This is a genomic window from Arthrobacter sp. P2b (genome assembly GCF_900168295.1).
GTDB lineage: Bacteria > Actinomycetota > Actinomycetes > Actinomycetales > Micrococcaceae > Arthrobacter.
In genome coordinates, this window is record NZ_FVZL01000002.1 from 426,069 (window position 1) to 452,905 (window position 26,837).

A 26,837-nucleotide genomic window follows, 5' to 3' on the forward strand; every position below is an offset into this window, starting at 1 on the left:
CACACCGCCCGGCCTCAGGTGCCGTGCCCGCGGTCGACGGCGAAATCGCCGCCGGGATACATGATGGTTTCGTGTCCGTCGTCAAAGCGGACCAGGTAGGGCGGTGTTCCGCCCTGGCCACGCACTTCAACGATCACCCCGTGACGGTCCGTGGATCCCACAGTCCTTCCGTGGACGATGATCCGGTCACCCTGCGCTGCCTCCATGGCAATCACCTCCAGCCCCCAGATTACGTCCACGCGGCGGGCCGGAACAGGCCCCGCATGGCAGGATTTCCCTATGCCGCTCAGCCTCCTCCTGATTGCCGATACCCATGTCCCCAAACGGGCCAGGGACCTTCCCGCCCAGGTGTGGTCCGCCGTCGAGCACGCCGACGTGGTGTTCCATGCGGGGGACTGGGTGGAGGCGGCATTGCTGGACCGGTTGGAACAGCGGAGCCGTTCGCTGGTGGGCGTGTACGGGAACAACGACGGCCCGGACCTGCGCAGCCGCCTCCCCGAAACGGCGCACATCACCCTGGAAGGCGTCCGTTTTGCCATGGTGCATGAAACCGGGCAGGCCAAGGGGCGGGAGTTGCGGTGCGAGGCCCTTTTCCCGGATGCCGATGTCCTGGTTTTCGGGCACAGCCACATCCCCTGGGACACAACCTCCCCAAGAGGCCTGCGGCTGCTGAACCCGGGCTCCCCCACGGACCGCCGCCGGCAGCCCGCCTGCACTTTCATGACGGCGACCGTCGACGGCGGCAAGCTCGCGCAAGTGCGCCTGGTGGAAGTCCAGCGGGTGTAATCACGGGTTGGCAGGTGGCCGCTCGATGCCTAGGCTTGAACGGTAAGCATACTTAGCTTTTGGAATCCACCAACCACAGGAGGACCACCATGACAGACCAGTACACCTTCCGTAACCCGGTCACCGCATACGAGCAGATCTCCCCGCCGGAGCAGCACCAACCCGAGCCCGGCCTGGATGCGGAGCTGACGCCCAAGGCGGACCTCGGGGAGGACACCTACCGCGGCACCGGACGGCTGGAGGGCCGGAAGGCGATCGTCACGGGGGCGGACTCCGGGATCGGCGCGGCGGCGGCCATCGCCTTCGCGCGGGAAGGGGCCGACGTTGTCCTGTCGTACCTGCCCCAGGAGGAGGAGGACGCGGCCCGGATTGCCGGCATCATCGAAGCCGCGGGCCGCAAGGCCGTCAAGGTTCCCGGGGACCTCAAGGACCCGGTGGTCTGCCGCGAGGTCGTGGACACTGCGGTGGCTGTCCTGGGCGGCGTGGACATCCTGGTCAACAACGCGGGCAAGCAGGTGGCGCAGGAGGAGCTGGCCAACATCACCGACGAGCAGTTCGACCACACGCTCAAGACCAATGTGTATGCGATGTTCTGGCTGACCAAGGCCGCGCTGCCGCATATGCCTGCCGGCTCCACCATCATCAACACCACGTCCGTGCAGGCCTACAACCCGTCGCCGACGCTGGTGGACTATGCCACCACCAAAGCCAGCATCAACAATTTCACCAAGGGCCTGGCGCAGCAGCTGGCGCCAAAGGGCATCCGGGTGAACGCCGTTGCGCCGGGGCCCATCTGGACCCCGCTGCAGGTCAGCAGCGGCCAGCCGAAGGAGGACCTGCCGGAGTTCGGGCAGTCCACTCCCCTGGGCCGCGCCGGGCAGCCGGCGGAACTTGCGCCCGCGTACGTGTTCCTCGCCTCTCCGGAGTCCAGCTTCGTCATTGGTGAAACGCTGAACGTCAACGGCGGCAGCCCCACGCCGTAGCGGCTATGCGCCGTCCTGTTCAGCCAGCAGGGCGTCAGTGGCTTCGTCCGGCTGGCCGTCGAAAAACTGGGCCAGGACGGTTTTGAACACCGTTTCGCCGGGCGCGGCGCGGAGGAAAAGCGTCATGGACGACTGCAGTTTGCGGGCGTCGATGCCGCCCAGGATGTCCTCTGCGGCGCGCCCGGCGTGATTGGTGAGTACCTGGGCGCATTCGAGCAGGCGCGGTCCCAGCACGTCGTGCTCAAGGTATCCGCGGGCTTCGGCCAGCGAACTGATGGCGTATGTCCGGGACGTTGCACTGTGCCCCAGGCCCGCAATCTGCGGAAAGATGAACCACATCCAGTGGCCGGATTTTCGGCCCAGCTGCAGCTCTGCCAGCGCCTGATCATAGGTTCCGCCGCTGTCCTGCGCCGAGACGAAGCGTTCCAGGTCAAAGGGCTCGTTCATGGGTGTCTCCTTGTGGTGGGGCTTCCGGTCTGGCTTGCTGGTGAATCAAGGCCGCTGCCTGGCGCAGCCGGGTGTCCGGGTCCTTCCGCCACCGGGCCAGGACGACGTCCGCCCGCTGCCGGTCCCGGTCGGGCAGCCCGGCAAGCAGCGGCACCACCACATCGGCCACCAGCGGATCGGCGAGTTCCCGGGTCTGCGCGGAGCGGAGGAAGCCCTCCATCCGGGTCAGGTCGGAGTGCCGGAGGACACCCACCCTGGACTGGAGCAGCACCACGGCCGCCAGCCGCCGTTCGAACACGGGCCGGGCACCCGGCTTCGGCCGGCCCCACAGGGCGGAGGCGAGCAGCACCACCCCGTCGTGGTCCAGGTCCTTGTACTTCCGGAGTGCATCGCGGACGGTTCCCCGGACTGCGCCCACCGAGGAACCGTAGGAGGCGAGGGCCCCGCCCAGCCTGCTCCCGACGTCGTCCGCCCGGTACCAGGCACCCTCATTCTGCAGCGTGCGGTCAACGAATCCTGCCGCAGCCGTGACAGCGTCCGCGGTGCTGCTCACTGCCGGCCCGCCGCAGCGTGGTTGATGCAATACGGCGTCCAGGGCCGGGCCTCCAGCCGCCCTTCGGCTATGGCTTCACCGCAGACGGCGCAGCTGCCGTAGGTCCCGGCTGCAAGGCGTGCGAGGGCGGCCTCCACCTGGTCCAGGCCTGCGCTGCTCTGCTTCAGCAGCGCCGAAGCCTGCGAGAGTTCGAAGGCGATGGTGGCGCCCTCCGGATCGTGTTCGTCGTCCACGTTCGAGTCCTGGCGGGCCGAGTTGGCCGAGGCGATATCCGCGCGGAGGGAGGGGAGCAGGGCCACCTTCCGTTGCCGCTCCTCCTCGAGCATGATCCGGAACCGTTCGAAATCAGGCATGTGAAAAGCGTAACCGCCCGTGCATCCAGTGCGGGTCAGTACCAGTTTTTAGCCACGGAGTGGTTCCAGGCCACGCACGGCGAGCCATACCGTTCACGGATGTAGCCAAGGCCCCATTCGATCTGCGTGCGGTAGCTGGTGAGCCAGTCGCCGCCGGCGCTGGCGTATTTGCCCGGCGGCAGCGCCTGCGGGATTCCATAGGCGCCCGAATAGGGGTTGGTGGCGGTGGTCAGCCAGTTGGATTCCTTGGTCCAGAGCTGGGCGAGGCACAGGAACTGGTCCTGGCCCCAGCCATAGGCGCCCAGGCGGCCGGAGGCATAGGTCTTTGCCCCCGCCGGATCGTTGACGGCGCCGCCGGGCACGGAAGGTACGACGACGGCGGGCGGGCCGGGCGGGACAGCAGGCACCGGCGGAGGTGCTGGAGCGGCGGGAGCCGCCGGGACAGGATTCGCCTGTGCCGGATTGGGACGGGCCGGATTGGGAGGGGCCGGATTGGGAGGGCCGGGATTCAGGAGCCCGGGATTCGCGGCCGGCGGATTCCGGGCTCCGGCACCGGCAACACTGGCGCCGGCTGCCGCCGGTCGGCGGGCCTGTTCCTCGGCGGCTGCCCGCTTTGCCGCCTGGGTTGCCTCATAGGCCGCGAGCGCCGCCTGGCCCTGCCGGTACTCCCCCTCCACTGCCGCCGTCGTCCCCTTGAGGGAGGCAAGCTGTGCGGTCAGTTCCCCGCTGCGCCGCTGCTCCTCCGCGATCTGTCGCGCCACAGCATCCTGTGCGGAACGCGCTGCGTCCAGTTTGCTCTTTGCCTCCTCGGAAAGGCGCTCGCGCTCTGCCCTGGCAGCCTTCTCCTGGTCGGCCAGCGAGGAGGTGATTTTCCCGGCGGCCGCCGCCTTGTTGACGAGGGCTGCGGTCTTGCCACCCACAATGTGAACAACGTTGAGCCGATGGACGCTGTTGGCCTCCAGGGCGTCCAGGGCCACGAAGAAACCCATGGCTGTCCCGCCGGTGCGGTAGGACTGGGCGGCCAGCGCGCCGATCTCCCTCCTGTGCTGCAGCAGTTCACCGCTTGCCTGGGCAGCCTGCGCGGCCAAGGCGTCCACCCTGGCGGTGGCGGACTGGAGGGCGGCGTCGGCCACGGCATAGTCCGCAGCCGATGTCACTGCGGCGCTCCCCACCGACTCGGACTGGCGCTGCAGGCCGTTGAGCAGGTCATTGATCCTGGAGATTTCGGCGGCCTTGCCGGTCTCCGTCTGCTGCGCCTTCTGCACATCCTCCCAGGACGGATACCCGCCGGGCGGCATCTCAACGGCTGATGCGGGGAGCAGCGCGGCCGAGGTGGCGAGGGCAACGCCCAGCAGGCCTCCCAGCAAGGGGGATTTCGCCTTGGTCACAAACGGGGACATAGTTCCGAAGCCTACCGGCGGCCGACTGACCCCATCAGTCACAGTAGCCACATCGTTACATTTTCTTGCGATGGCGACGCTGATGCCAGCGTTCGTCGCCATGCACAGGATTCCGCCGTCCGTGCGTGCCGATCCTAGACTTGTGGCATGGGCGGGAATGGCGCACCGGCAGGAACTGGAGTGCTCCGTCCACACCCTCGCCGCCTGCGGGTCCTGGCCGCGGCGGCAGCACTGGCGACGGTACAGGCAGCGTCGGCCTGCACATCCTCCCCGGCGCCGGAGACTACCGGGGAGACACCGACTGCCACAGCAGGGCAAGGACCCATAGCTGTCGAGCTAAACCAGTCGCGGGACCAATATGGCAAGCCTGAGGTCCAGCTGCAGCTCACCAATACGTCAGACGCTGCGGTGACGCTGATCCAGGCCGAAGTCATCTCTCCCTTCTTTCAAGAAGCGATCAGCTGGATGCCCGCCGGGGATGACCTCGAACTGCCGCCCGGCCAGCCGAAAAGCCTGCCGGCGGCGCTTCCCGCTGCAACATGCGAAGGGCGCCCCTCCCCGGACGGGGAAACGGCGAAGGCCACCGTCCTCGTGACCTCACCCGGACAGTCCCGGCCGCGGCAACTGACCTTCAGCGCCTCTGATCCATTCGGGGTCCTCCGGCGCAACAATGATGAACTCTGCCTCGCCACCGCAGTAGCCGCCGTGGCGGACATCCGCCTGGGCACGCAGCTGGAGGTGGCGCCGGACGCGCGCACCGCCGTCGTCCACCTTGTGGTGGCCCCGCACCCGGCAGCAGATAGGAAAAACCCGGACCAGGCGGCCCGGTCCCTGACCATACGGAGCATTGGCGGCACTCCCCTGCTGGCCGAAGCGCCCCGGAATCCCTGGCCGGCAAACCTCACCCTCACGGCGGGTGACGTCCCCCGTCAGTTCCCCTTGCATATCCGCCCCGCCCGCTGTGACCCGCATGCCATTGCGGAGGACAAGGTGGGCACTGTGCTGCCTCTGCAGGTCACTGTCGACGCCCGGCAGGGAGCGATCCGCGTTCCCGCAGGAGCGGTGTTACGTGCGCAACTTTATGACTTTGTTACGCGGTCCTGCATGCAGGGTTAGCAGCGGACTATCAGGCGAGGTCAAGACGGGATACTTCGGTGCAATCAAGACGATTGCTTAATCCGAGAGGAGGACCTCGTATGTTATCCAAATGTGACAATCAGCGGCTGGGCGGGTTATGGTCTTTCACGTGTCCCTCCCAAGCGGGACATTCCCCTCAGCATGCCGAGCCCTGCCGCTGATACGGGATTCAATCGCTTTCCTGTTGGCAGGGACGGGGGAACCAAGTTTCCGCGGCTTTTTCAAAGCCTTGGGGTTAAGTCGATAGCGCCTCGTTCCGTTCGGGGTTGCTTTCGGCCGGGTATCTCCAACCCGAACCCGACAGCTCACCCCGCAGGCATGGGAGAGGCGATCAACCGTGTCAAAAAATTCCATCACCGCCCGTCACCGCGCGACTCCGGCCCGCTCGATCGTGCTTCAGGGTTTGGCTGTTTCCGCCAAGTCCCAGGCCCGGACGCTCGGCCGCCCGGCCCTCGCAGTTGCCGCTGCATCCGGCATTGCGTTCGGCGTCGGAGCTCCGGCCCATGCAGGCGTGACCGGCCCGGACAGCACCGAAGCCACTAACGTCCAGGCCTACTCGGCGCCCGCCGCCGCAGTTGCCGCCCCCGCAGCAGCAGCCTCCAACGTCCACACCGTTGTTTCCGGTGACACCCTGGGCGCCATCTCGGCAGCCAACGGCGTCAGCCTCAACGATGTCCTCGCCGCCAACGGGCTGGACATCTCCACCATCATCTACCCGGGCGACCAGATCACCATCCCGGGCGCCGGATACGCAGCACCCGCCGCCGCTCCGGTCCAGGCCGCATCCGCTCCCGCGAACACCGGCATGAACATCTCCTACGCCTCCACCGCCCCCGCTCCGGCACCGGCCCCGGCACCGGCACCGGCTGCTCCCGTTGCCACCGGAACGGGCACCGGCGCAGCCATCCTGGCCAACGCCTACGGCCAGCTCGGCGTCCAGCAGGATTGCACCGCCATGGTGGAGAAGGCTCTCCGCGCCGTTGGCAAGTCCGTGGGCGACCTGGCCCCGGGCCAGTTCTACCAGTACGGCTCCGTGGTGGGCACCCCTGCCCCGGGTGACCTGGTGATCACTGCCGGCCACGTGGGCGTCTTCGCGGGCAACGGCCAGGTTGTCAGCGGTGGCGTTGACGGCTTCAAGACCGAGGTCCACTCCATTAGCTGGCTCAGTGGAGCTTCCTTCGTCCGCGTAGCGTAATTTCGCCAGCGTACCGAAGCAGCGCAGACAAGGGCGGCAGCCGGGATATCCCGGCTGCCGCCCTTGTCTCGTTCCCGGCCCTTCCGGGTTACGTACCGCAGAAGGTCATGTAGGTGCCGAAGTCTTCCGGCGGGCCTTCCGTGTAGCGTTCAAGGCCCCGGCGTTCGTCGTAGGGAGCACTGACGGCCTGCAGCAGCCGGTGCAACGGATCAAGGTCCCCCTCGGTGGCCGCCGCGAGCGCTTCCTCCACGAGGTGGTTGCGCGGTATGTACACCGGGTTCACCGAATCCATCAGGTCAGCGTCGGGATCCAGTGCCAGCCACTGCCCGGCCCAGGCGTCGAACGCGGCGAGGTCCAGGACCATGCCGCGGGCCGGCCGGACGTTCCCGCGCGCTGCCTGGCCGAGGTTCCGGAAGAACTGGGTGTAATCGACGGGGCCGTCCTTGAGCAGCGCAACAACCCCGTCCACCAGCTCCGATGCTGCGGCGTCCCCGGGGCTTCCGGCCGGGGCTTCCGGGAGGCCCAGCTTGGTTTTCATGCCGCTGAACCAGGCATCGCTGTACTGCTTCCGGAATTCGCCCAGGGCTTCCACGGCGGGGGCGACCGCCTGTTCCTGGTCCTCGTTGATAAGCGGCAGCATCGCTTCGGCGAGGCGGGCGAGGTTCCATTCGGCCACGACGGGCTGGTTGGCGTACGCATAGCGTCCGCCGACGTCGATGGAGCTGTAGACCGCGGCGGGATTGAAGGCGTCCATAAAGGCGCAGGGTCCGTAGTCGATGGTTTCACCGGAGATGGTCATGTTGTCCGTGTTCATCACGCCGTGGACAAACCCCACCAGCATCCATTGCGCCACCAGCGAGGCCTGGGCGGACACTACGCCCCTAAAGAGCGCCAGGTACGCGTTTTCTGCTTCGGCAGCGGCCGGGTAGTGCCTGTCGATGGCGTGGTCCGCCAGCCGGCGCAGCAGCTCAATATTGTCCGTAGCCCGCGCGTACTGGAAACTTCCCACGCGCAGGTGGCTGCTGGCCACGCGGGCCAGGACCGCGCCGGGCAGCATATCGTCCCGGCGCACCTGCCGTCCGGTGCCCACCACGGCCAGTGAGCGGGTGGTGGGGATGCGCAGTGCATGCATCGCCTCGCTCACCAGGTACTCCCGCAGCATCGGCCCGACGACGGCACGTCCGTCGCCTGCCCGCGCAAAGGGTGTGCGGCCAGAGCCCTTGAGGTGGATGTCCCGCAGGCGGCCGTTGGCGTCCACGATCTCGCCGAGGAGCAGGGCCCGGCCGTCGCCGAGCAGGGGTGAGTAGCCACCGAACTGGTGTCCGGCGTAGGCCTGGGCCACTGGGGTTGCCCCTTCCGGCAGGTGGTTGCCGAGCAGGAGCCGGACGCCCTCGGGCGTGCGCAGGTAGTCCGGGTCGAGTCCCAGCTCATGTGCGAGCGCCTCATTGAAGACCAGGAGCTGCGGGTCGGGGGCTTCCTCCGCCTGCCAGGGAACCGCCAATTCCGCCAGTTCCCTGGCGAAGCGGCCGTCGAAAGTAACTGTTGATTCTGCAGAGGCAGTCATGGATTAACCCTATCCGTGTCGTTGGCATCCCTGACGTTTGTCCGCCGGTTGACCAGCCAGGTAACCAGCCACAGGACAACCCCGATCACCATCAGTCCGCCGGCAATCTGGTATTGGATCACATTGCGGCCCACCCACGGGCCGGCAAGGAACGCGCAGAGCAGTGCCGCCACGAGGGGCAGTTGGCCGGGCGAGGTGAAGAACACCTTCCGGTCGGGGTCCCGCTTCCGCCGCAGCACCAGGCAGGCCACGTTCACCACGGTAAAGACGCACAGCAGCAGGAACGCCGTGGTGCCGGACAGGTTGGCCACAATGTTGCTCTCGGGATCGCTGGTCACGTAGAGGATCAGGCCCAGTGCGAGGATGGTGGAGAAGGCGATGCCGGCCCAGGGGGTGCGGCGAACTGGCAGCACCTTCCCCAATGCCCGCGGCAGGACGTGTTGCCGGGCCATGCCGTAGATGAGGCGGCTGGCCATCAGCATGTTGATCAGGGCTGTGTTGGCGACGGCGAAGACGGCCAGGAACGGGAAGACCCGGTCAATCGGGAAGTCGGGTGAGCCTTTGTGGACCACTTCCAGGAGTGCGGCTCCCTCAGCTTCCCTGATGCCTTCGAGCTCGGTGGGTGTCAGGACGCTGACCACGGAGACCGCCACCAGCATGTAGAGGAGCACGGCGATGCCGAGGCCGGTAAGCATGGTCCGGGGGAAGATCTTTTCCGGGTTCCTGGTTTCTTCCACCATGTTCACCGAGTCCTCGAAGCCCACCATGGCAAAGAAGGCGATGGAGGTGGCGGCGGTGACGGCCAGGAACAGTCCCTTGTCCTGGTAGTCGTTGAACACGAAGATTTCGCCCGGATTGCCTGTCCCCTGGGCCATCACGTAGAAGCCGACGCCGATCACGATGCACAGCGCGATCATCTCCACCAGGGTCAGCACCACGTTGAATTTGACGCTCTCCCCCACGCCGCGCAGATTGATGACCGCCAGCAGGAGCATAAACGCGAGGGCCACCGCAGTGATCACGCCCTGCCCCGGATCACCCATCACCCCGTTGATCTCCAGCCCGCCGAAAAAGTTTTGGGCCAGGACGTTCGCCGATGTCGACGCGCTGGTAATGCCGGAGCAGACCACGGCGAAGGCCACGAGGAAGGTGACGAAGTGGATCCCGAATGCTTTGTGCGTATAGAGCGCGGCCCCCGCGGCCTGCGGATACTGGGTGACCAGCTCAAGGTAGGAAAAGGCTGTCAGCGTGGCCACCACGAACGCCAGCAGGAAGGGCAACCAGACGATGCCGCCCACTGTCCCTGCCATGGTTCCGGTCACGGCATAGACGCCGGCTCCGAGGATGTCCCCCACGATGAACAGCAGGAGGAGTTTGGGGCCGAGCACCCGTTTGAGGGCGGGTTCCTTGTCTTCGGGAGTAACGTCAAACACTTCTTCGGAAGTTGCGCTCATTGTCGGCCTCCACGCCGGGTCGGGTGGCCAGCTTCCGGACTGCTGCCACGTATTTCACTGTGATCCTCCTTGTGCGCTTTGGCAATGCTCCCGCGCCCCACGGCCGGCCCCGCCGGGAGGCCGCCCTCCTGCCAGCGCTCGCGCCGGGGGAAGGCGATCCGTTGCAGGTCGTGCGCGGCAATGACACGGGTGCTGCCCGCCCGCGCAGCGGCCTGCCCGGCAAGCATGGTGAGGTCGTCGCCGTACCTGGACGAGAAATGCGTGAGGACCAGGGTGCCGGCAGCGCCGCCTGCCGCCAACTCTCCTGCCTGCCCGGCGGTGAGGTGGCGGTACTGGTGCGCCAGCCCGGCGTCGTCGTCGCTGAAGGTGCATTCGGCGACCAGGAGGTCCACGCCGTCGGCCAGCTCTTCGGCGCCCGTGCAGGGCGCGGTGTCCATGACGAACGCGAAGCGCTGCCCGGGCCGGGGCACGCTGACGTCTTCCAGTCCGACGCCGGCGAGGGAGCCTTCGCGCTGCAGGCGCCCCACGTCAGGCCCTTCAATGCCCGCAGCCGCGAGCAGGTGGGGCAACAGGGTGCGGCCGTCAGGTTCCGTGAGCCGGTAGCCGTAGGTTTCGATGCGGTGCTTCAATGGCCGGACGTCCAGTCCTTCAGCAACGGCCCCGGACGCGCCGTGGGGGTGGAGCCTCAGGTCGATCCCGGGCGAACTGATGGAAACGAGGGCCCGGACCACATCCTCCCCGGACGCGGGATAGTGGAGGTGTACGGGATGCGTGACCCCGTCCAAAGCCATGCGGGACAGAACGCCGGGCAGGCCGAAACAGTGGTCGCCGTGGACGTGGGTGAGGCAGATCCTGGTGATTTGGGTTGCCGATACACCGGCATGGATCATCTGGCGCTGGGTGCCCTCGCCGGGGTCGAAGAGCAGGCCTTCGCGGTCCCAGCGCAGCAGGTACCCGTTATGGTTCCTGCTGCGGGTAGGGACCTGCGATGCAGTTCCAAGGACAATGAGTTCACGCATGGTTATAGGTGGAAACCAAAAAGCAGGCTCCGGAGGAACCTGCCTTGTGGTGTGTCGTGTGGGGGTCAGTGCCGCCTGAGCATTCCCATAATCTTGCCGGCGATGCCACTTTGCCTGCCGCCCACCGCACCGGTTGTGTGCGGGGTGCGACCTGGTGCGCCGATGCCGCGCCGGCGCACTGTTCCGCCGGTCTCGGTCCTGCCTGCGAATCGTCCAGCGGCGTTCTTGATCATGCTTCCCAAGTTCATGTGAAACTCCTTCAGTCTTGATCTTGCCAACCGATATTCATCAGTCTGCTTAGTATTTTAGCCCACTTTGGGCTGAAGGCCAGATGCTGTTGGCTTTAGCGTTCCAGATCGTCGGGATCGAATTCGCTCAGCGGGGAACCGCCGAAGTTTTCCGTGTCGTCGCTGCCCTCGGCTTCCGCGCCGCCCGGGTTTTCGCCAAAGTCAACGTCTGCAACGGCTTGGCCGAGGGTCGGCGTGCCAGGGGGCACCTGCTCGTCGCCGGCCTCATACCGGGCTTCGGCCGTCTCGTCCCGCAGTGTCTGATCGCTGAGAAAGTCCTCTTCTTCGCCGGATACGGCCTCGTCCTGGAGCAGGGGATCTTCCTGCCAGCGGTCCGGATTGTTTTCGGCGGCACCGGGGTAGTTGTCCGGTTCGCCGGAGACGGGGTCGAGTTCGAAGGATGCGGCGGCGCCGGGAGTCTCGTCGAGAAGCACGTCGTTTTCCTCGACAACTTCCAGCTCGTCGTCAGGGAGGTTCTGTTCAGTCATGATGATGCCTTCCTCGTGATCGGCTTACCCAACAATAGTAAGCATACTGATGAACGGCAGGGGTGGAAACCAGCCGTCCGCGGGACTAAAGGTGCTGCCCGAACCAGGCCAGCGTGTCGTTCCACGCGGCCGTTGCTTGCGCTTCGTTGTAGCGCTCGCCGGTGTCGTTGTGGAAGGCATGGTCGACGCCGGGATAGACGGTGAGCTGATGGGTTACCGACGTTGCGGCCAAAGCGTCGCCGAGTGCCGGCATGGCCCCGGTGATGCGCTGGTCCAGCTCCGCGTAGACGCCGAAGACGGCCGCCTTGATGGCGGGAACCTTGTTGAGGTCCGGGGCCGGTCCGTAAAACGCGGCAGTGGCTTTGAGGCCGCTCAGTTCTGTGGCCGCCTGCCAGGTAATGCCGCCGCCGAAGCAGTAGCCGTTCATGCCGATGCGGGCATGGTCAATGAAGTCCTGTGCCGCCAGGTAGTCGAAGGCCGCGGCAAAGTCGCCCACATGGCGCGGTGTACCGGCCCTGGTCAGCGCACCCGGCACGGCGTCCGGGTCCATGTCCGCCGTTCCTCCTTCCCTGCTGAGCAGGTCAAGCGCCAGGGCGCTGTAACCTGCCTTGGCAAAACGGCGGGCCACGTCCTGGATGTGGGGCGTCAGCCCGCGGTTTTCGTGGCAGATCATTACGGCAGGACCAGCCGCGGCCCCGTCCTGCCGGGCGAGGTAGCCGCTGATGTCCGTGCCGCCGGAGGGGAAGGTGACGGTCGACGTCGTTATCCCCTGCGTGCCCTCCGGAACGGACAGGGGGCTCTTGGCTCCCGGGACGGCGCCCGACGTCGAAGTGCCGTTGCCCGCCGTCGAGGATGACGGGCTGGGCGTGGGCATGGGGTCCGTACTGCGCGGGACCTCCTCGGGCGTGCAGCCCACGAGAAGCATGGCGGCGGAAGCGGCAGTCATACTCCCGGTGATGAATGCCACCCGGCGGGTGAAGGTCCGGTGGGTCATGTCGCCGGCCCGGTAGTCGTCGAAGAATTCCTCGATCAGGTACTTTTCGAATTTGCCCAGCTGGACCATGGCCGCCTCCTGGAGTAGATCACCATCGTTGCCTAACTCCAGGCCGAGGACAAGGGGTTTTCGGCTGCCTGGACCGGTCGGTTGCCTCTTCTCCCGGGGTGCCAATGCTGTTAGATTTGCACCCCTGAAGGCTGGCCGCTGCCAGGACATTCCGGAAGGACCGATGATGCTCTCTGACACGTCACGTCCCGTCATCGAGGCGACCCTGCCCGTGGTGGGAGAGCATATCGGGGAGATCGCCAAACGCTTCTACAAGCACATGTTCGAAGCGCGGCCGGACCTGCTGGACGGTCTCTTCAACCGGGGCAACCAGGCGGACGGCCGCCAGCAGCAGGCGCTGGCCGGATCAATCGCTGCGTTCGCCAGGTATTTAGTGGAGAAACCGGACCAGCTGCCTGACCACCTGCTGTCACGCGTTGCCCATAAACACGTCTCGCTCGGCCTGAGCCCGGACCAGTACCAGACCGTCCATGACCACCTGATGTGGGCAATCGTCGATGTGCTGGGCGACGCCGTTACCCCGCCGGTTGCCGAAGCCTGGGACGAGGTCTACTGGCTGATGGCGAACATGCTGATCAACAAGGAACGTGGCCTCTACAACGCGGTGCACCTTTCACCGGGCACCATCTGGCGGACGTGGCGGGTGGCCGAGCGCATCCAGGAGACCGAGGATGTGGTCACCTTCGTGGTGGAAAGGACCGACGAACGCGAGGTCAAGCCGTCCCTGCCCGGACAGTACGTGACCATCAAAATGTTGATGAACGACGGCGTGCATCAGCCGCGCCAATACAGCCTCACCCGCGCGGACGACGGGAAACACCGGCATTTCGCGGTCAAAAGGGTGCACGGGCTGGGCACTCCCGACGGCGAGGTGTCCAACCTGCTGCACAACGACGTCAAGGTGGGCGACGAAGTGGTGCTGTCAGCGCCTTTCGGCGACGTGGTGCTGGGGTACACGGACAGGCCGGTGGTTCTGGCGAGCGCAGGGATCGGCATCACTCCGATGGCTGGAATGCTGTCCCACCTGGTGAAGGCCGGCTCGCAGCGCCAGGTGATGTTCCTGCATGCAGATGACAGTCCGGCCTCGTTTCCGCTCCGCCGGCAGGTCATCGAAGACCTCAGCCTGCTGGCTGACGGATCCCTGTACACCTGGTTCCTGAATCCGGATGAAGGTCCAGGCGGCACCTCATTCCAGGGGTTCATGGATATCAACGCCGTGGAGTTTCCGATCGACGCCGAATACTACCTCTGCGGCCCACTGCCGTTCCTCCAAGCTGTCCGGAGCGACCTGATCGCTACGGGAATTCCGGCGAAGGACATCCAGTACGAAGTCTTCGGGCCGGATCTCTGGCTCGCCGACTTCCAGTAGCCCATAGAGAGGGGAAAGCCATGGCACAGTTCACGGGCAAAGTTGCGCTGGTCACCGGAGGCGGCTCCGGCATCGGAGAGGCAATCTGTAAGGAACTCGCCGCCAAGGGTGCCAGCGTGGTGGTAACCGACATCAATGTGGAGGCGGCGGAGCGCGTTGTCCAAGAAATCGTTGGCGACGGCGGGACCGCCTCGGCCGTCCGCCAGGACACGGCGAACAAGGAGGACGCCGAGAAGGTTGTCCGCCACGCCGTTGACACCTACGGGGCCCTCCATTTAGCCGTCAACAATGCGGGCATCGGCGGCAAGCAGGCGCCCGCAGGCGAAACCGACCTGGACGAGTGGGACAAGGTCATCGACATCAACCTCAACGGGGTGCTGTACGGCATGCGTTACCAGATACCGCAGATGCTCGCTGCCGGCGCGGACAAGTGCGCCATCGTGAATATGGCCTCCATTCACGGAAGTGTCGCAGCCCTGGGGAACGGCGCTTACACCGCCGCAAAACACGGGGTGGTAGGGATTACCAAGAACGCCGCCGCCGAATACGGACCCCAGGGCCTGCGCATCAACTCGGTTGGCCCGGGTTACATCCGGACGCCGCTGGTTGAGAGCAGCCTCAGCCCCGAAGTCCTGCAGGTGCTCGAAGGAAAGCACGCCCTCGGCCGGCTTGGCAGGTCCGAGGAAGTCGCCCACCTCGTTGCCTTCCTCCTGTCCGAGGACGCATCGTTCATGACCGGTGGCTACTACCTCGTAGATGGAGGATACACAGCCGTCTGAACGGAGAGGCGCCGTCTCTCCGGGCCGCCTCGTTTCGTTCACTCGCAATACGGCCGGGGCGGATGTGGAGTAAGGACAACGGAGTGGCTGGAAGCAAGAGGATGAGCGGACCGCACTGGCGGCGTGTGATGGCAGCTCTCGCCAACGATGACGCACGAGCCGCGTACGCGCACATAGTGCTCGGCGCCGAGGTCCCTGGTGATGCCAACGATCAACGGCGAAAGCGGGCCGTCGCTGCCCTGCTTGATTCCGGTCTTGTGGAACGGAATGCTTCCGGTCATTTGGAGGCACCCGGATCGATATTCCGTGACCTTCTGGGGCAGCAACCGCGACGGCAGGCGCAGACAGGTTTGGACCGGTTCATGCGCCTGGGCAGGATCGAGAGGTATCCCGCTAATAAGGCAGAGCGGCGGGAGCTCCTGGGCTGGATTGTCAGTCAGGCCATCAAGCCGGGTGAAACCCTGACGGAGAGACAGGTCAATGAACGGCTCCTCAGCTATACCGATGACGTGGTGCTGCTGCGCCGCTACCTGGTGGACTTCGGGCTGCTGTCACGTACGCCGTCAGGCTCCTCGTACTCGTTGCCGGAAGAAGAACACGCTTAGGGTGCTTTCATCGGGCCACTTATGCTGGTCGGGTGACTCCCGCCCCCTCCCCCAGCCCGCTCGACGTCGTAGTCCATTCAGGGCCGGCCGACTGGTGGGTAATACTTGCCGGCCTGGGACCCCTGGCCGTTCTCATTGCGGCCCTTCTGGCTTTTTACATCAACTGGCGCACGCTCAAACAGCGTACGGCTGCAGACAAGACGGCACTGGATCAAAAGCGGGAAGCGGACGTGCAGGCGCTGAGGCAGAAGACCGAAGCTGACAGCCGCGCCGAATGGTGGCGGCGGACCCAGTGGGCGCTGGACCGCGCATTGGACGACGATGAAGGGACCAAGGCCCTGGGGCTCGCAACGCTGGAAGTTCTGGCGCGGAGCGAACTGGCGCGCGAGGAGGAACTTGAGTTGTTCGATATCGCTTGGAAGAACGTCTCGGGCGATGAGAACGGGGAGGACTACGACTCCGCCCAGGATGTCCCGTCCGTGGACTCCGATGGAGACATGGGTGACAATGAAATGACTGGTAAGCACAAGACTGAGGAGGTTGGACAATGAGCGCTGCATCATCTGAACACCGGTATGTCCATACTCCCCGGAGCACCACCGCCAAACCGGCGAAGAAGAAGGCCACGCCTGCCGAGCACCGTGTCCAGGTTGCAGCGGCCAGGCTACGGGTGACGCTCGATGAGCGTCTCGGACGTGAAACGCCCGCCAAAACCAAGGCACTGGCCAAGGAACCCATCTAGTCCGGCTGCCTGGCTAAAGCAGTGGCAGCAGTAATTCTGGGATGGAATACGGACGGGCGGAACCCTTGGAACTACCGGGACGCCGTCGAGCAGGTCAGGGAAGCCGGCCGGTTTTTTGTCCGCTGGGGTATTAATCGACGCTGGAACATTGGGCCCGGAACGGAAGTTTGGCTTTTCCTCCACGGCAGCAGTGACGCGGGCAGCGGCCTGATCGGCCACGGTGCTGTGCTCACCGGGATCTGCGAAGCGGGGCATCTCCACGATCCGCAGGCAGACGGGCAGTATGTCGGCGTCGTCTTCGACGCCTTGCTGCCCCTTGGCGAGCAGATAAGGCCGGACGTGTTGGCCACAGCAGTGCCCGGCGTCCGGTGGGGCAACGCGATCCGCCAACCGACGACGGTCCCGTTGCCAGCGGAGCCTGGGCTTCGCCGGCTGTGGCGGGAGCTGGGACCTGCCGCCGCCACCGTCAGCGAACTGGTTCCAGGAACCTACCCGGTGGAGGCGGTCAGCAGTATTGAAGTGAACCGCTACGAACGCGACCCGGACGCGCGGCGAATATGCCTGGCGTTCCATGGCACGTCATGCGCTGCCTGCGGTTTCTCCTTCGAGGCGCGCTACGGCGAACTCGGAGAAGGATCCATCCACGTCCACCACACTGTGCCGGCATCCCTGCTGGGCAACGGATACCAACTGGACCCCGTCGCGGACCTTGTGCCCCTGTGCGCCAATTGCCACGACATGGCGCACCGGGACGCCAGCACAGCACGCAGTGTCACGGAACTCCGAAACATCATTGCCAGCGCAGGCCACCTTCGCGGCGAGATGGTCGCTGAGCAAACACTCGAGGCGCAGGAGAACGCCCTGCGGATCCTTAATGCGGGCCTGGATTGACTGACGGTGCGGGCAGGCAATTACTGCCCTGCCGGCGTTGTCCCGAACATCAGTGTGCGCCGGCGGACGTCGTAGTACACGGTCGCCGAGCGTTTCAGGAGGCCCTGGAGTACCTCGGCGTCCTCTGCGTCAAGGGTAAGGACCTCCTCCCACGCCCCTTGGTCAAGGACCAGCTGGAGGGTCCAGGTGCCCGGCTTTCCGGCGTCCCCGGCCACCCAGCTGAACTGGTAGTGGTTAACCTGTCGGACCTGGATGCTGTCATCGGTGATTGGTTGTTTTGGTGTGGGGCTCATGGTCCCCTCCTGGATTGGCGGCGGGTAGGCCCTTTGCATAAGCCAATACCAATGTAGACCTGGCACCCGTCGTGATCCAGAGCACGTAAGCCAGGCTCAGGAACCCACAAAATTCCGTCAACAACCTAAATCTTTGCGCCCGCCGGGGTTATCCTCAAAATGCGTATCCAGTTGCGGGGGCATCCGGGCGGGGGGCTAGGCGCACCCGCGGTGTGACTGCCGCGGGTCAGTTTCATAATTTGCATTCACACCGGGGAGACCCGGCGGATTTCAAAGGAAACGAGCATGGGCCGTCGACGCGCAGCAACTGACCCGATCTATCCGCGATGGATCTGGATCGCAGCGGCGGCCACAGTGGCACTTCTCATCGTTGGCGGCGCATTCGTGCTGCGCACCATGCTCTTTCCCGATCCAGGGGACGGGGGCACGTCCGGGGGGAATGGCAACACACCTTCAGCAACCGAGCCCTTGACACAGGACAATCCTGCCGCCGTTGCCGGGGCCTCGCCCTGCATCTCCCTGAACATCCTCACTTCGCTCGAGAACGCCGAGATGGTCCGCGCCCTGGCGGCCGCGTACACCGCGAAACCCCGCAGCGTGGACGGTAAATGCGTGACGCCGGCAGTCACCCAGGAAAAATCGGGAGTCGCTGCCGGCAAGGTGGGGGCGCAGTTCCCAGGCGTTCCGGCCGCCGACAGGCCCTCCATCTGGCTGCCGGATTCCTCCGCGTGGTTACGGATCGCAGGGGAAGATGCCATCGGAAGCCCTGCCAGCCAGGAAGGAACCAGCATCGCCCGGAGTGCGATCGTTGTCGCCATGCCGGAGACGATGGTGCGCGCCCTCGGCTGGGACAGCAAACCGCCGTCGTGGTCTGAGGTCTTCAAAATGTCCGAAGAGCAGGACGTCTGGGAGCGCCTCGGCCATGGCGACTGGGGGAAATTCAAGTTCGGCAAGGCCAGTCCGCTCGTTTCAACGTCGGGCTTGATGGCCCTTGCCGCTTCCTACGGTGCCGCCGGCGGCAGCCTTGGGGGCTTGGACGACATGGACCTGGATGCACCGTCCCTGGTGGAGAAGGTGCGTGCCGTGGAACTGGGCACCAGCCACTACATGGCCACTCCCGAGCATTTCCTGTGGCACGCCAGGGAGGCTGACGACGCCGGGAACGTCGCGGAGTTCCTCTCCGCGGTGATCGTGGATGAAAAGGCGGTCTGGGACTATAACCGGGGAGTGGTCAGCGAGGACGGTACGAAAAAGCAGTCCGGCCCCGTGCCCAGGGAGCCCCTCCGGGCCATCTACCCCAATGACGGCGTGCACGTGGCTGACAACCCGGCAGTAATCCTTGACGGCGAATGGGTACAGAGCCAGCAGCGTCTGGCCGCGCAGGACTTCCTCGCGTTCGCGGTGACGGAGCAGGGCCAGGACGTCGTCAAGGCGTCCGGCTACCGCAGCATCCAGGGAAAGCTGGACGCCACCGTGGCGGCAACCGGCCGGTACGCTGAGACGCTCCAACCGCTGCCACTCCCCAAGGCGGAGGCGCTTGTTGCCATGCAGGACAGCTTCCACGAGGTCCGCAAGCGGGCCAGGGCCTTGTTCCTGCTGGATGTTTCCGAGTCCATGGTGCAGGAGACCGGAGTGACCAAGTTGCAGCGGGCCAAGGATGCCGTTGTCAAGGCACTGGACCACTTCGTGGGTGAGGACGAGATTGGGCTGGCCGCGTTCTCCCATGTGGATGACGGCCCCCTGCAGCCGGGCATCGTTAGCCCGGTAGCCCCGCTGAAGACCAATAAAGAAGACATCATCGCCAAGCTCAACGGGCTCCAGGCCGTGGACGCTACGCCGCTTTTTGAAGCGGTTGGCCGCTTCGCCGGCGATCAGGCCAAGGACTACAAAGACAGCTTCATCAACACCATTGTGCTTTTGAGCGACGGCAAGAATGATTCCACCCACCCCGGAGACCTGCCCGGGCTCACCGAACAGCTCAGCCATCAGAACCACGCGACACCGGTGCTCGTCTTTACACTCGCATACGGGCCCGACGCCGACGTCCCCACTTTGCTTGAAATCGCCAGGGCGAGCGGGGCGCACTACTACGACGCCACCGACCCGAACAGGCTCGAGGAGGTACTCGGCGAACTGGTGACCAGCTTCTAGGCCTTGACGGTTGCAAAACGTTTTGCATATAGTGATGCAAGCAACATACAAAACGTTTTGCAAAGGAACGAAGTCAATGGCGACAAAGGTCAACATCCGGGACGTGGCGAAAGCTGCCGGCGTCTCCGTAACCACCGTGTCGCATGCCCTGAGCGAAGCGCACAGCTCCCGGGTCAACGCCCGGACTGTGGAACACATCAAAGCCGTAGCCGGTGACCTCGGCTACGCACCGAACCGCCTGGCAAGCGGACTGCGCAACCAGCGTTCACAGATCCTCGGCCTTGTCAGTGACGAGATCACCACCACGCCCTTTGCCGGTGCCATGATCCAGGGCGCCCAGGACGCCGCCTCGGAGCACGGGTACTTGCTGATGGTGGTCAACTCCGGCTTGGACAATGAGCTGGAGCGCCAGGAAATCCGGGCCCTGCAGCAGCACCAGGTGGACGGCATCGTCTACGCCCGCATGTTCAACCAGCAGGTGTCCGTCCCGGGCGAACTGGGTGCAGCCCCAACTGTTGTCCTCGACGCCACCCCGGACAACCCCGCACTGTCCTCTGTGGTGCCGGACGAGTTCGGCGCCGGCGAGTCCGCGGCCGAACTTCTGGTTACGGCCGGTCATCGCCGGATTGCCATGGTCAACAACGAGGACGATATTCCGGCCGCCCACGGGCGGCTCGCAGGGTTCCGCGCAGCGCTTGTCCGCCATGGACTGGAACTACCCGCGGACTGCCTGATGGCCGGACATCCAAGCACTGCGGGAGGCCGGGAAGCGGCGCTTCAGCTGTTGTCCCGGGCGGAACCACCCACCGCGCTGTTCTGCTTCAATGACCAGATGGCCATGGGCGCCTACCAGGCGGCAGGGCACCTTGGCCTGAAGGTTCCGGCTGACGTTTCAATTGTGGGCGTTGACAACCTTGAGCTCATCGCCGACGGCCTCTGGCCGGGCCTGTCCACCATGGCCCTCCCCCACTATGAGATGGGCCGGTGGGCTGTCCTGAAACTCCTGGAGGAGCTTGAGGACCCCGGGGCGCCGCGGAGGCAGGAAAAGATTTCCTGCCCCGTCATTGAGCGGGAGTCCGTCGCTCCGCCCCGGAACTGACACCCAGGCGCAAGAAAACCCCCGTTAAAAACGGGAACGCAGCCGTTGCAGCGGCCGCGTTCCCTGCAGGACCTACATCAATCCCCCGCTGTCCAAGCAGAAAGACCGACCCATGAACAAGAAGTTCACCAAGATCCTGGCGACCAGCATAGCCGCAGCCGCCCTCACAGCCACCCTCGCCGGCTGCGGCAAGGGCAGTGCATCGTCTTCCACTGAAGGTTCCGGTGAGATCGCGCTCTGGACCCACAACGCCGGCAACCCGGAGGAACTGGCTGCCGTCCAGAAGATCGTTGACTCCTACAACGGCAGCCAGGACAACGTGAAGATCAGGATCCAGGCCTTCCCCCAGGACTCCTACAACGACTCCGTGGTCTCGGCAGCAGCCGCGGGCAACCTGCCCTGCATCGTGGACATTGACGGCCCCAACGTGCCTAACTGGGCCTGGGCCGGGTACCTGAAGCCCCTCGAACTGGATGCGGACCTTTCCAAGCATCTCCCCAGCACTGTGGCTGAATGGGATGGAAAGCCCTACGCCGTTGGCTACTATGATGTCGCCCTGGCCATGATGGCCCGCGCCTCTGACCTGAAGGCCGCCGGCGTACGCCCCGCCACCATGGAGAAGCCGTGGACCAAGGAAGAGTTCCAGGATGCCCTCAGCAAGCTCAAGGCTCTGGGCACGTGGGAGCACCCGCTGGACCTGGGCACCGCCGGCACTGGCGAATGGCTTCCGTACGGCTACTCCCCCCTCCTGCAGTCGTTCGGCGGCGACCTGGTGAACAGGGACGGCTTCCAAAGTGCAGAGGGCGCACTGAACGGCGACAAGGCGGTGGAGTGGGCCGAGTGGTTCCGCGGCCTCGCGGACCAGGGCTTCATGGCCAAGAAGAGCGGCAAGGACTCCACCCAGGACTTCCTGAACAACAAGTCAGCGATCGTCTACACGGGCTCGTGGGCCGGGGACAAGGCCAGGGCGGCCCTTGGCGACGACCTCGTCGTCATGCCGCCGGTGGACCTCGGCGAGGGCCCGAAGATCGGCGGCGCCTCCTGGCAGTGGGGCGTCACCAGCGGCTGCAGCAACGCCGAGGCAGCCATGGACTACCTCTCCTACTCCCTGAAGCCGGAAAACATTGCCGCAGTGGCCAAGGCCACCGGCGCGATTCCTGCCAGCGAAGAGGCGGCGGCCCAGATTCCGGCCTTCGCCCAGGGCGGCGCCAACCGGATCTTCATGGACTTCTCCCGCGAATACGCGGTCATGCGGCCCGAGACGCCCGCCTACCCCTTCATCGCCACCGAATACGGGAAGGCCGTGCAGGACATCCTGAACGGGGCGGACGCGAAGTCCACCCTTGATAACGCCGTGAAGGCGATCGACGCCAACATCAAGTCCAACGGCGGCTACAAGAACTAGCCGGAGCCCCGGATGGCTGCTCCCCGCAGCCATCCGGCAGCCCGACCTACGGAGACCCTCATGGCAACTGCTTCCCTTCCCACACGCCCAAGTCCAGCCACCCCTGAAACTGCCCTGCCGCCGTCGAACGCGAAAGGTAAGGCCCCCAAGACCCACAGCCGCCCTGGCTTCCGCCGGGAACAGCTCAGCGGCTGGGGCATGATCGCCCCGGCGGCACTGCTGCTGCTCGCCTTCATCTTCATCCCGGCCGTCCTTGGCTTCGGTCTGGCCTTCACCAACGCGCGGCTCATCTCGCCGCGTCCGGTCGAATTTGTGGGCGTGGAGAACTTCGCCCGGCTCTTCTCGGACCCCACGTTCTACCGTGCCCTGCTCAACGTCGCCTACTTCACCGTCGTCATCGTTCCGGTGCAGTCCGGCCTGGCCCTGGTGATGGCGCTGCTGATCAACAAGAAATTCCGCGGCGTGAACTTCTTCCGCACCGTGTACTTCCTGCCCGTGGTCACCTCCATGGTGGTGGTCTCGCTGCTGTGGCTGTTCATGTACCGCAAGGACGGCCTGATCAACGAGATCCTCGCCGCCGTCAGCTTCGGCCTGATCGACGGCCCGGACTGGCTCGGCGACCCCAACACCGCAATGCCGGCCATCATCATCCTGTCCATCTGGCAGGCGGCCGGATTCCACATGATCATCTGGCTCGCCGGGCTCCAGGGCATCTCCGGTGAACTGTACGAGGCCTCGCAGCTGGACGGCACCAGCCGGTGGCAGCAGTTCCGCTACGTGACCTGGCCCGGCCTCTTCCACACGCGCAGCCTGGTCCTTGTCACCATCACCATCCAGGCCCTTGGGCTCTTCGACCAGATCAGCGTTATGACCCAGGGCGGTCCCATGGACTCGACCACCACCATCATTTACGAGGCTGTCCAGTCCGGCTACCGGCAGCAGGAAACTTCCTACGCCTCCGCCATCTCGCTGGTGTTCTTCGTCCTCGTGCTGATCGTCTCCGCGGTGCAGCGCTACCTTACGCGGGAGAAAGACTGACATGAAAAACCAACTGCTCCTGAAAAACGCCGGCACCATGCTGGTGCGGATCCTCTTCGCCGTCGTCGCCGCGTTCCCCATCGTTTTTATGCTCGTGTCCTCCCTGAAGCCGGACCAGCAGATCTTCGGCGACATGTCCTCCCTGGCCGCATTCCTGCCGGTGGGCAACATCTCCTTCGACAACTACACCGCCGTCTTCGACCGCGTCCCGGCCGCCCGCTTCCTGCTGAACTCGGTGGGCGTCTCCGCCGTCACCGTGATCCTCGGGATCTTCGTCAACAGCCTGTGCGCCTTCGCCCTCTCCCGGATGCAGGTCCGCGGCAAGAAAATCGTGTTCACCGCCATCCTCGCCACGCTGATCGTGCCCTTCCAGACCCTTGCCCTGCCGTTGGTGTGGTGGGTCAACCAGCTCCCCTACTTCGAGCTGAACGGCTTCAGCCTCGAATTCTCCAAGGGCTGGCTGGACACGTACCAGGTCCAGATTATCCCCTTCATCGCCAACGCCTTCTCGATCTACCTGTTCCACCAGTACTTCGAGTCCATTCCCAAGGAACTGGACGAGGCCGCGCGGATCGACGGCGCCGGCTGGTTCAAGATCTACCGCCAGGTGGTCATGCCGCTGTCCGGCCCAGCCACCGCCACCGTGGCGATCCTGACCTTCCTGCCGGCCTGGAACTCCTACCTCTGGCCGCTCATGGTGGTCCAGTCCGAGGAACTGCGCCCGGTGATGATCGGCATCCAGTACTTCTTCCAGCTGAACGTCTCCTGGGGCGAGGTCATGGCGTACGCATCCCTCATCACCGTTCCCGTGGTGGTGCTGTTCATCGCCTTCCAGCGTTCCTTCGTCAACAGCATCGCCTCCAGCGGCGTGAAGGGCTAGGCCACAATGAATCCATTGACGACGACGGCGGCTCCCGCGTCCGCCGCCGCCCCGACAGTTCCGTCGAGGGACCGGTTCCGCCCCGCATGGCACTACACCGCCGAACGCAACTGGCTCAACGATCCCAACGGGCTGGTCTACCTCAACGAGACCTACCACCTCTTCTACCAGCACAACCCCTTCGGCACGGACTGGGGCAACATGTCCTGGGGCCACGCCACCTCCCGGGATCTGCTGCACTGGGAGGAGCAGCCGGTGGCCATTCCCTGCGACGCGCAGGAGGCCATCTTCTCCGGCTCAGTGGTATTCGACCGGAACAACAGCAGCGGATTCGGCACTGCCTGGAACCCGCCGCTCGTGGCTGTCTATACCAGCGCCTACGGTGGTGACTCGCGGTTGGCCGGCCGGCAGGCCCAGTCCCTCGCCTACAGCGTGGACGAGGGCAGGACCTGGACCAAGCACCAGGGCAACCCGGTCCTGGACCGCGCCTCGGCCGATTTCCGGGACCCCAAGGTTTTCTGGTACGACGGCGCCGCCGGAGGTTACTGGGTCATGGCCGCCGTCGAGGCGGTGGAGCGGCAGGTGGTGCTCTACAAGTCCGCGGACCTGAAGGCCTGGGAGTACCTGAGCACGTTCGGGCCTGCGAACGCCACCGGCGGTGTGTGGGAATGCCCGGACCTGTTCGAGCTGCCCGTGGACGGGAACCCGGAGGACAGGAAGTGGGTCCTCATCGTGAACATCAACCCGGGAGGAATTGCCGGCGGCTCAGCCGGGCAGTACTTCCAGGGCGGGTTCGACGGCGTGACGTTCAGGTCCGAATCGACCGTCACCGAGGGCCTCCAGAAGGACGGCAGCCGGATGCGCGAGTACGGCTGGCTGGATTGGGGACGTGACTACTACGCCGCCGTCTCCTTCAGCAATGTGCCCGACGGCCGGCGCATCATGATCGGATGGATGAACAACTGGGACTACGCGGGCTCCATCCCCACCGGCGGCTGGCGGAGTGCAATGTCGTTGCCGCGGGAAGTTACGCTGACCCGGGTGGACGGCAAGGTGGTGCTCCGGCAGGAGGCTGTCGATCCCTTCGAGGGATCGGAGTCTGGAACCTTCCACCTGGGACCGCAGCGCTTGGTGCCGGGGACGCTGGAACTTCCGGTCACCGGGACAGTGGCGCGCATCGATGTTGAGTTCGAGCCGGGCACCGCGACGCGGGTGGGACTGATGCTCCGCGCGGGCGGCGCCCAGGCCACGCTGCTCACCTACGACGTGGCGGAAGGAATGCTGCGCCTGGACCGGAGCGCGTCAGGGCACGTGGATTTCCACGCAACCTTCGCCTCCATTGAGACGGTGGCCGTCCCGTTGCAGGACGGCCGCCTCCGCCTTCGCGCCTACCTTGACCGTTGCTCAGTGGAGGTCTTCGCCCAGGACGGGCTGGCCACCATCACGGACCTCGTGTTCCCTGCTGAGGCGGGCACGGCTTTGGCGATCATCGCTGAGGGTGAGGGCGCGCAACTCCTGGCGCTCGACGTCGTCGGCGGCTGAACCCGGCTGTCAGCCCGCTTCCGCTTCATCGTCCGGAGCCGCTCCCAGACCAAGCTCTGCCAGTAGCGATGGATGGTCGAAAGTGTCTGCGACGCAGCCGATAAGCACCGGGGGCACCCGGAAATGGGTGTCAATGGTCAGCAGCCCGAGTTCTGAAAGTTCCTCCAACCGGGCCATGGCCACCCTGGTCAAGTCGGTGACGGCAGCCTTCTCGGCTTCCTGCGCACGATCTGGGGCTGCCTTCATGCGTTCCACTGACGGTGGTTCCGCCGTGGCTGCCGCCAGCAGGATGGACACCTGCACTGCGGAGAGTGGATGCTCCCAGGGCTCCTCGGGATCAAGCCGCAGCACGGCCTGCTCCAGGAAACATGACGTGAACATGGTGAAGTCGTCCAGCTGCTCCGCGGCGCTGCCGTCCAGGAAGTGCGCGGGATCCTCGAAGGGCACCACTTTCGTCGGCTTGACCCTTATTAGCTCGGCGGTCTGAAGCGTGGCCCAGATTTCGGCAAGCAGGGGCACCTCGTACATGCTGCGCACGGTGGGGACATCGCCGGGCTCATCTGCCCGCTTGGTGCCGCCCCTGGCCGACACGCCGACGCAGGCGGCGGCCTCCTCGATGTCCTTCAGGCGAAGGGCGCCCGTTCCGGTCACGGGCTTCCCGTCGCCAATCCATCGAAGCAGGGCTGTTGCTTTCTGGATCAGAGGCAGGGCGGTGAAGGCTGCCAGTGCCTGCTCCTGGGGAATGTCCGGAACCTCGATGGACTCCTGTCCGTCGTCGCCGTCGGCGAGGCTGTCGAAGAAGTCCAGGGCTTCGGCCAACCGCTCCGCCGGCCCGGTCCACCGGCCGGTTTCAGACAGGAACTCGAGGTAACTGCGGACAGAATCAACGATCAGGGCAGCCTGTTCCGGGTCAGCGGTTTCGGGATCCTGCGCACGGCCGGCGGTGGTGACTTCCTCCGCGACGGCGTTGGCCAGGGCAGCCGGGTCGAAGCTTGTCACGTCGGGCGCAGCAGTGGTCTCCAGATAGCGGCTGATGGTGGGTTCCATCAGCTTCAGGTATTGCAGGGCAGCGGCGCCCGCTCCGGGCGTGCCGTCGTCGAACCATTGGACATAGGCCGGCGCCAATGCGTCCAGGGCGCGGGCGGCACGGAAGGAACTGAGGGAGACCGGCCCCGGGCGGCGTTGTCCCGCCGAACCCTTGCCGGAGCGACGGTTTTTACTGTTCTTGCCCAAGGAGTACCTAACTGCCGGAGAATGCTTTGCGGGAACGACGCTACTGAGTTCTGCGGTGCTCTGCCACTTTCAGCGAAGAAC

Annotated in this window: 29 protein-coding genes and 1 riboswitch; of the genes, 16 read left to right on the top strand and 13 right to left on the bottom strand. The window is 65.3% G+C overall.

What is annotated here, in order from left to right; genetic code table 11:
• Positions 1-14 precede the first annotated feature (14 nt).
• Complete coding sequence (locus B5520_RS06550) at positions 15-206, bottom strand: DUF1918 domain-containing protein (protein WP_079596414.1); 192 nt, start codon at positions 204-206, stop codon at positions 15-17.
• A gap of 73 nt (positions 207-279) precedes the next feature.
• Between B5520_RS06550 and B5520_RS06555 the strand changes: the two genes are divergently transcribed.
• Both B5520_RS06555 and B5520_RS06560 read left to right on the top strand, forming a co-directional pair.
• On the top strand, positions 280-786 hold the full coding sequence (locus B5520_RS06555; RefSeq protein ID WP_079596252.1) for a metallophosphoesterase family protein: 507 nt from the start codon (positions 280-282) through the stop codon (positions 784-786).
• Between the two features lie 89 nt (positions 787-875).
• A complete protein-coding gene (locus B5520_RS06560) occupies positions 876-1,769 on the top strand; it encodes a glucose 1-dehydrogenase (RefSeq protein ID WP_079596253.1) in 894 nt (297 codons plus the stop codon).
• A gap of 3 nt (positions 1,770-1,772) precedes the next feature.
• Here B5520_RS06560 and B5520_RS06565 read toward each other — a convergent pair whose 3' ends face one another.
• From B5520_RS06565 to B5520_RS06580, 4 genes are read right to left on the bottom strand one after another with little or no spacing between them, the layout of a single operon-like run.
• Positions 1,773-2,216, bottom strand: a complete 444-nt coding sequence (locus tag B5520_RS06565) for a DUF1810 domain-containing protein (RefSeq protein WP_079596254.1) — start codon at positions 2,214-2,216, stop codon at positions 1,773-1,775.
• Complete coding sequence (locus B5520_RS06570; RefSeq protein WP_079596255.1) at positions 2,200-2,769, bottom strand: DNA alkylation repair protein; 570 nt, start codon at positions 2,767-2,769, stop codon at positions 2,200-2,202. The genes B5520_RS06565 and B5520_RS06570 overlap by 17 nt, the downstream gene beginning before the upstream one ends.
• Complete coding sequence (locus tag B5520_RS06575; protein ID WP_079596256.1) at positions 2,766-3,122, bottom strand: TraR/DksA family transcriptional regulator; 357 nt, start codon at positions 3,120-3,122, stop codon at positions 2,766-2,768. The genes B5520_RS06570 and B5520_RS06575 overlap by 4 nt, the downstream gene beginning before the upstream one ends.
• Before the next feature lie 35 nt (positions 3,123-3,157).
• A complete protein-coding gene (locus tag B5520_RS06580; RefSeq protein ID WP_079596257.1) occupies positions 3,158-4,522 on the bottom strand; it encodes an aggregation-promoting factor C-terminal-like domain-containing protein in 1,365 nt (454 codons plus the stop codon).
• A gap of 147 nt (positions 4,523-4,669) precedes the next feature.
• On the opposite strand from B5520_RS06580, the gene B5520_RS06585 reads away from it, so the two are divergent.
• Both B5520_RS06585 and B5520_RS06590 read left to right on the top strand, forming a co-directional pair.
• Positions 4,670-5,638, top strand: coding sequence for a hypothetical protein (locus B5520_RS06585; RefSeq protein WP_254865488.1), 969 nt, complete (start codon positions 4,670-4,672; stop codon positions 5,636-5,638).
• 185 nt (positions 5,639-5,823) lie between these two features.
• A riboswitch (cyclic di-AMP (ydaO/yuaA leader) is annotated at positions 5,824-5,993 on the top strand.
• A 3-nt stretch (positions 5,994-5,996) separates the two neighbouring features.
• Positions 5,997-6,854 (top strand): C40 family peptidase, encoded by an 858-nt coding sequence (locus tag B5520_RS06590; RefSeq protein WP_079596258.1) that lies wholly within the window; start codon positions 5,997-5,999, stop codon positions 6,852-6,854.
• Positions 6,855-6,942: 88 nt separating this feature from the next.
• On the opposite strand, the gene B5520_RS06595 is transcribed toward B5520_RS06590, so the two are convergent.
• The 6 genes from B5520_RS06595 to B5520_RS06620 all read right to left on the bottom strand — a co-directional run bounded on the left by B5520_RS06595 (position 6,943) and on the right by B5520_RS06620 (position 12,729).
• On the bottom strand, positions 6,943-8,418 hold the full coding sequence (locus B5520_RS06595; RefSeq protein ID WP_079596259.1) for a protein adenylyltransferase SelO: 1,476 nt from the start codon (positions 8,416-8,418) through the stop codon (positions 6,943-6,945).
• Complete coding sequence (locus B5520_RS06600) at positions 8,415-9,872, bottom strand: APC family permease (protein ID WP_079596260.1); 1,458 nt, start codon at positions 9,870-9,872, stop codon at positions 8,415-8,417. The genes B5520_RS06595 and B5520_RS06600 overlap by 4 nt, the downstream gene beginning before the upstream one ends.
• Positions 9,869-10,891, bottom strand: coding sequence for a ribonuclease Z (locus tag B5520_RS06605; protein WP_079596261.1), 1,023 nt, complete (start codon positions 10,889-10,891; stop codon positions 9,869-9,871). Before B5520_RS06605 ends, B5520_RS06600 begins: the two co-directional genes overlap by 4 nt.
• 65 nt (positions 10,892-10,956) lie before the next feature.
• A complete protein-coding gene (locus B5520_RS06610) occupies positions 10,957-11,139 on the bottom strand; it encodes a hypothetical protein (protein WP_079596262.1) in 183 nt (60 codons plus the stop codon).
• A gap of 95 nt (positions 11,140-11,234) precedes the next feature.
• Positions 11,235-11,666, bottom strand: a complete 432-nt coding sequence (locus tag B5520_RS06615; RefSeq protein ID WP_079596263.1) for a hypothetical protein — start codon at positions 11,664-11,666, stop codon at positions 11,235-11,237.
• 85 nt (positions 11,667-11,751) lie between these two features.
• Positions 11,752-12,729: a dienelactone hydrolase family protein gene (locus B5520_RS06620; protein WP_079596264.1), complete on the bottom strand. Its 978-nt coding sequence runs from the start codon at positions 12,727-12,729 to the stop codon at positions 11,752-11,754.
• Between the two features lie 166 nt (positions 12,730-12,895).
• Between B5520_RS06620 and B5520_RS06625 the strand changes: the two genes are divergently transcribed.
• The 6 genes from B5520_RS06625 to B5520_RS06650 all read left to right on the top strand — a co-directional run bounded on the left by B5520_RS06625 (position 12,896) and on the right by B5520_RS06650 (position 17,115).
• Positions 12,896-14,098 (top strand): globin domain-containing protein, encoded by a 1,203-nt coding sequence (locus B5520_RS06625; protein ID WP_079596416.1) that lies wholly within the window; start codon positions 12,896-12,898, stop codon positions 14,096-14,098.
• A gap of 20 nt (positions 14,099-14,118) precedes the next feature.
• Positions 14,119-14,877 carry an SDR family NAD(P)-dependent oxidoreductase gene (locus tag B5520_RS06630; protein ID WP_079596265.1) on the top strand — a complete coding sequence of 253 codons (759 nt, stop codon included), beginning with the start codon at positions 14,119-14,121 and terminating at the stop codon, positions 14,875-14,877.
• Between the two features lie 83 nt (positions 14,878-14,960).
• Entirely contained in the window at positions 14,961-15,482 is a 522-nt protein-coding gene (locus B5520_RS06635) for a DUF2087 domain-containing protein (RefSeq protein ID WP_254865489.1), read from the top strand.
• Positions 15,483-15,514: 32 nt separating this feature from the next.
• Positions 15,515-16,033: a hypothetical protein gene (locus tag B5520_RS06640; RefSeq protein WP_079596266.1), complete on the top strand. Its 519-nt coding sequence runs from the start codon at positions 15,515-15,517 to the stop codon at positions 16,031-16,033.
• A complete protein-coding gene (locus B5520_RS06645; protein ID WP_079596267.1) occupies positions 16,030-16,224 on the top strand; it encodes a hypothetical protein in 195 nt (64 codons plus the stop codon). The genes B5520_RS06640 and B5520_RS06645 overlap by 4 nt, the downstream gene beginning before the upstream one ends.
• Positions 16,225-16,245: 21 nt before the next feature.
• Positions 16,246-17,115, top strand: a complete 870-nt coding sequence (locus B5520_RS06650) for an HNH endonuclease (protein ID WP_079596268.1) — start codon at positions 16,246-16,248, stop codon at positions 17,113-17,115.
• A gap of 20 nt (positions 17,116-17,135) precedes the next feature.
• On the opposite strand, the gene B5520_RS06655 is transcribed toward B5520_RS06650, so the two are convergent.
• Positions 17,136-17,408: a hypothetical protein gene (locus tag B5520_RS06655; protein WP_079596269.1), complete on the bottom strand. Its 273-nt coding sequence runs from the start codon at positions 17,406-17,408 to the stop codon at positions 17,136-17,138.
• A 285-nt stretch (positions 17,409-17,693) separates the two neighbouring features.
• Here B5520_RS06655 and B5520_RS06660 point away from each other — a divergent pair, with 285 nt between their 5' ends.
• The 6 genes from B5520_RS06660 (at position 17,694) to B5520_RS06685 (ending at position 25,523) form a co-directional block, all read left to right on the top strand.
• Complete coding sequence (locus tag B5520_RS06660) at positions 17,694-19,559, top strand: vWA domain-containing protein (RefSeq protein ID WP_079596270.1); 1,866 nt, start codon at positions 17,694-17,696, stop codon at positions 19,557-19,559.
• 76 nt (positions 19,560-19,635) lie between these two features.
• On the top strand, positions 19,636-20,658 hold the full coding sequence (locus B5520_RS06665; protein WP_079596271.1) for a LacI family DNA-binding transcriptional regulator: 1,023 nt from the start codon (positions 19,636-19,638) through the stop codon (positions 20,656-20,658).
• Between the two features lie 112 nt (positions 20,659-20,770).
• Positions 20,771-22,063 carry an ABC transporter substrate-binding protein gene (locus tag B5520_RS06670; RefSeq protein WP_079596272.1) on the top strand — a complete coding sequence of 431 codons (1,293 nt, stop codon included), beginning with the start codon at positions 20,771-20,773 and terminating at the stop codon, positions 22,061-22,063.
• A 60-nt stretch (positions 22,064-22,123) separates the two neighbouring features.
• Positions 22,124-23,101: a carbohydrate ABC transporter permease gene (locus B5520_RS06675; protein WP_176156800.1), complete on the top strand. Its 978-nt coding sequence runs from the start codon at positions 22,124-22,126 to the stop codon at positions 23,099-23,101.
• 1 nt (position 23,102) lies between these two features.
• Complete coding sequence (locus B5520_RS06680) at positions 23,103-23,981, top strand: carbohydrate ABC transporter permease (protein ID WP_079596273.1); 879 nt, start codon at positions 23,103-23,105, stop codon at positions 23,979-23,981.
• A gap of 6 nt (positions 23,982-23,987) precedes the next feature.
• A complete protein-coding gene (locus tag B5520_RS06685; RefSeq protein WP_079596274.1) occupies positions 23,988-25,523 on the top strand; it encodes a glycoside hydrolase family 32 protein in 1,536 nt (511 codons plus the stop codon).
• Between the two features lie 9 nt (positions 25,524-25,532).
• Here B5520_RS06685 and B5520_RS06690 read toward each other — a convergent pair whose 3' ends face one another.
• Positions 25,533-26,756 (bottom strand): hypothetical protein, encoded by a 1,224-nt coding sequence (locus B5520_RS06690; protein WP_079596275.1) that lies wholly within the window; start codon positions 26,754-26,756, stop codon positions 25,533-25,535.
• Positions 26,757-26,837 lie beyond the last annotated feature (81 nt).

Coding starts and splice junctions, on each gene's coding strand:
- B5520_RS06550 (WP_079596414.1), bottom strand. CDS start 206: ATGGAGGCAGCGCAGGGTGACCGGATCATCGTCCACGGAAGGACTGTG.
- B5520_RS06555 (WP_079596252.1), top strand. CDS start 280: ATGCCGCTCAGCCTCCTCCTGATTGCCGATACCCATGTCCCCAAACGG.
- B5520_RS06560 (WP_079596253.1), top strand. CDS start 876: ATGACAGACCAGTACACCTTCCGTAACCCGGTCACCGCATACGAGCAG.
- B5520_RS06565 (WP_079596254.1), bottom strand. CDS start 2,216: ATGAACGAGCCCTTTGACCTGGAACGCTTCGTCTCGGCGCAGGACAGC.
- B5520_RS06575 (WP_079596256.1), bottom strand. CDS start 3,122: ATGCCTGATTTCGAACGGTTCCGGATCATGCTCGAGGAGGAGCGGCAA.
- B5520_RS06580 (WP_079596257.1), bottom strand. CDS start 4,522: ATGTCCCCGTTTGTGACCAAGGCGAAATCCCCCTTGCTGGGAGGCCTG.
- B5520_RS06585 (WP_254865488.1), top strand. CDS start 4,670: ATGGGCGGGAATGGCGCACCGGCAGGAACTGGAGTGCTCCGTCCACAC.
- B5520_RS06595 (WP_079596259.1), bottom strand. CDS start 8,418: ATGACTGCCTCTGCAGAATCAACAGTTACTTTCGACGGCCGCTTCGCC.
- B5520_RS06600 (WP_079596260.1), bottom strand. CDS start 9,872: ATGAGCGCAACTTCCGAAGAAGTGTTTGACGTTACTCCCGAAGACAAG.
- B5520_RS06605 (WP_079596261.1), bottom strand. CDS start 10,891: ATGCGTGAACTCATTGTCCTTGGAACTGCATCGCAGGTCCCTACCCGC.
- B5520_RS06610 (WP_079596262.1), bottom strand. CDS start 11,139: ATGAACTTGGGAAGCATGATCAAGAACGCCGCTGGACGATTCGCAGGC.
- B5520_RS06615 (WP_079596263.1), bottom strand. CDS start 11,666: ATGACTGAACAGAACCTCCCTGACGACGAGCTGGAAGTTGTCGAGGAA.
- B5520_RS06620 (WP_079596264.1), bottom strand. CDS start 12,729: ATGGTCCAGCTGGGCAAATTCGAAAAGTACCTGATCGAGGAATTCTTC.
- B5520_RS06625 (WP_079596416.1), top strand. CDS start 12,896: ATGCTCTCTGACACGTCACGTCCCGTCATCGAGGCGACCCTGCCCGTG.
- B5520_RS06630 (WP_079596265.1), top strand. CDS start 14,119: ATGGCACAGTTCACGGGCAAAGTTGCGCTGGTCACCGGAGGCGGCTCC.
- B5520_RS06645 (WP_079596267.1), top strand. CDS start 16,030: ATGAGCGCTGCATCATCTGAACACCGGTATGTCCATACTCCCCGGAGC.
- B5520_RS06655 (WP_079596269.1), bottom strand. CDS start 17,408: ATGAGCCCCACACCAAAACAACCAATCACCGATGACAGCATCCAGGTC.
- B5520_RS06660 (WP_079596270.1), top strand. CDS start 17,694: ATGGGCCGTCGACGCGCAGCAACTGACCCGATCTATCCGCGATGGATC.
- B5520_RS06665 (WP_079596271.1), top strand. CDS start 19,636: ATGGCGACAAAGGTCAACATCCGGGACGTGGCGAAAGCTGCCGGCGTC.
- B5520_RS06670 (WP_079596272.1), top strand. CDS start 20,771: ATGAACAAGAAGTTCACCAAGATCCTGGCGACCAGCATAGCCGCAGCC.
- B5520_RS06675 (WP_176156800.1), top strand. CDS start 22,124: ATGGCAACTGCTTCCCTTCCCACACGCCCAAGTCCAGCCACCCCTGAA.
- B5520_RS06680 (WP_079596273.1), top strand. CDS start 23,103: ATGAAAAACCAACTGCTCCTGAAAAACGCCGGCACCATGCTGGTGCGG.
- B5520_RS06685 (WP_079596274.1), top strand. CDS start 23,988: ATGAATCCATTGACGACGACGGCGGCTCCCGCGTCCGCCGCCGCCCCG.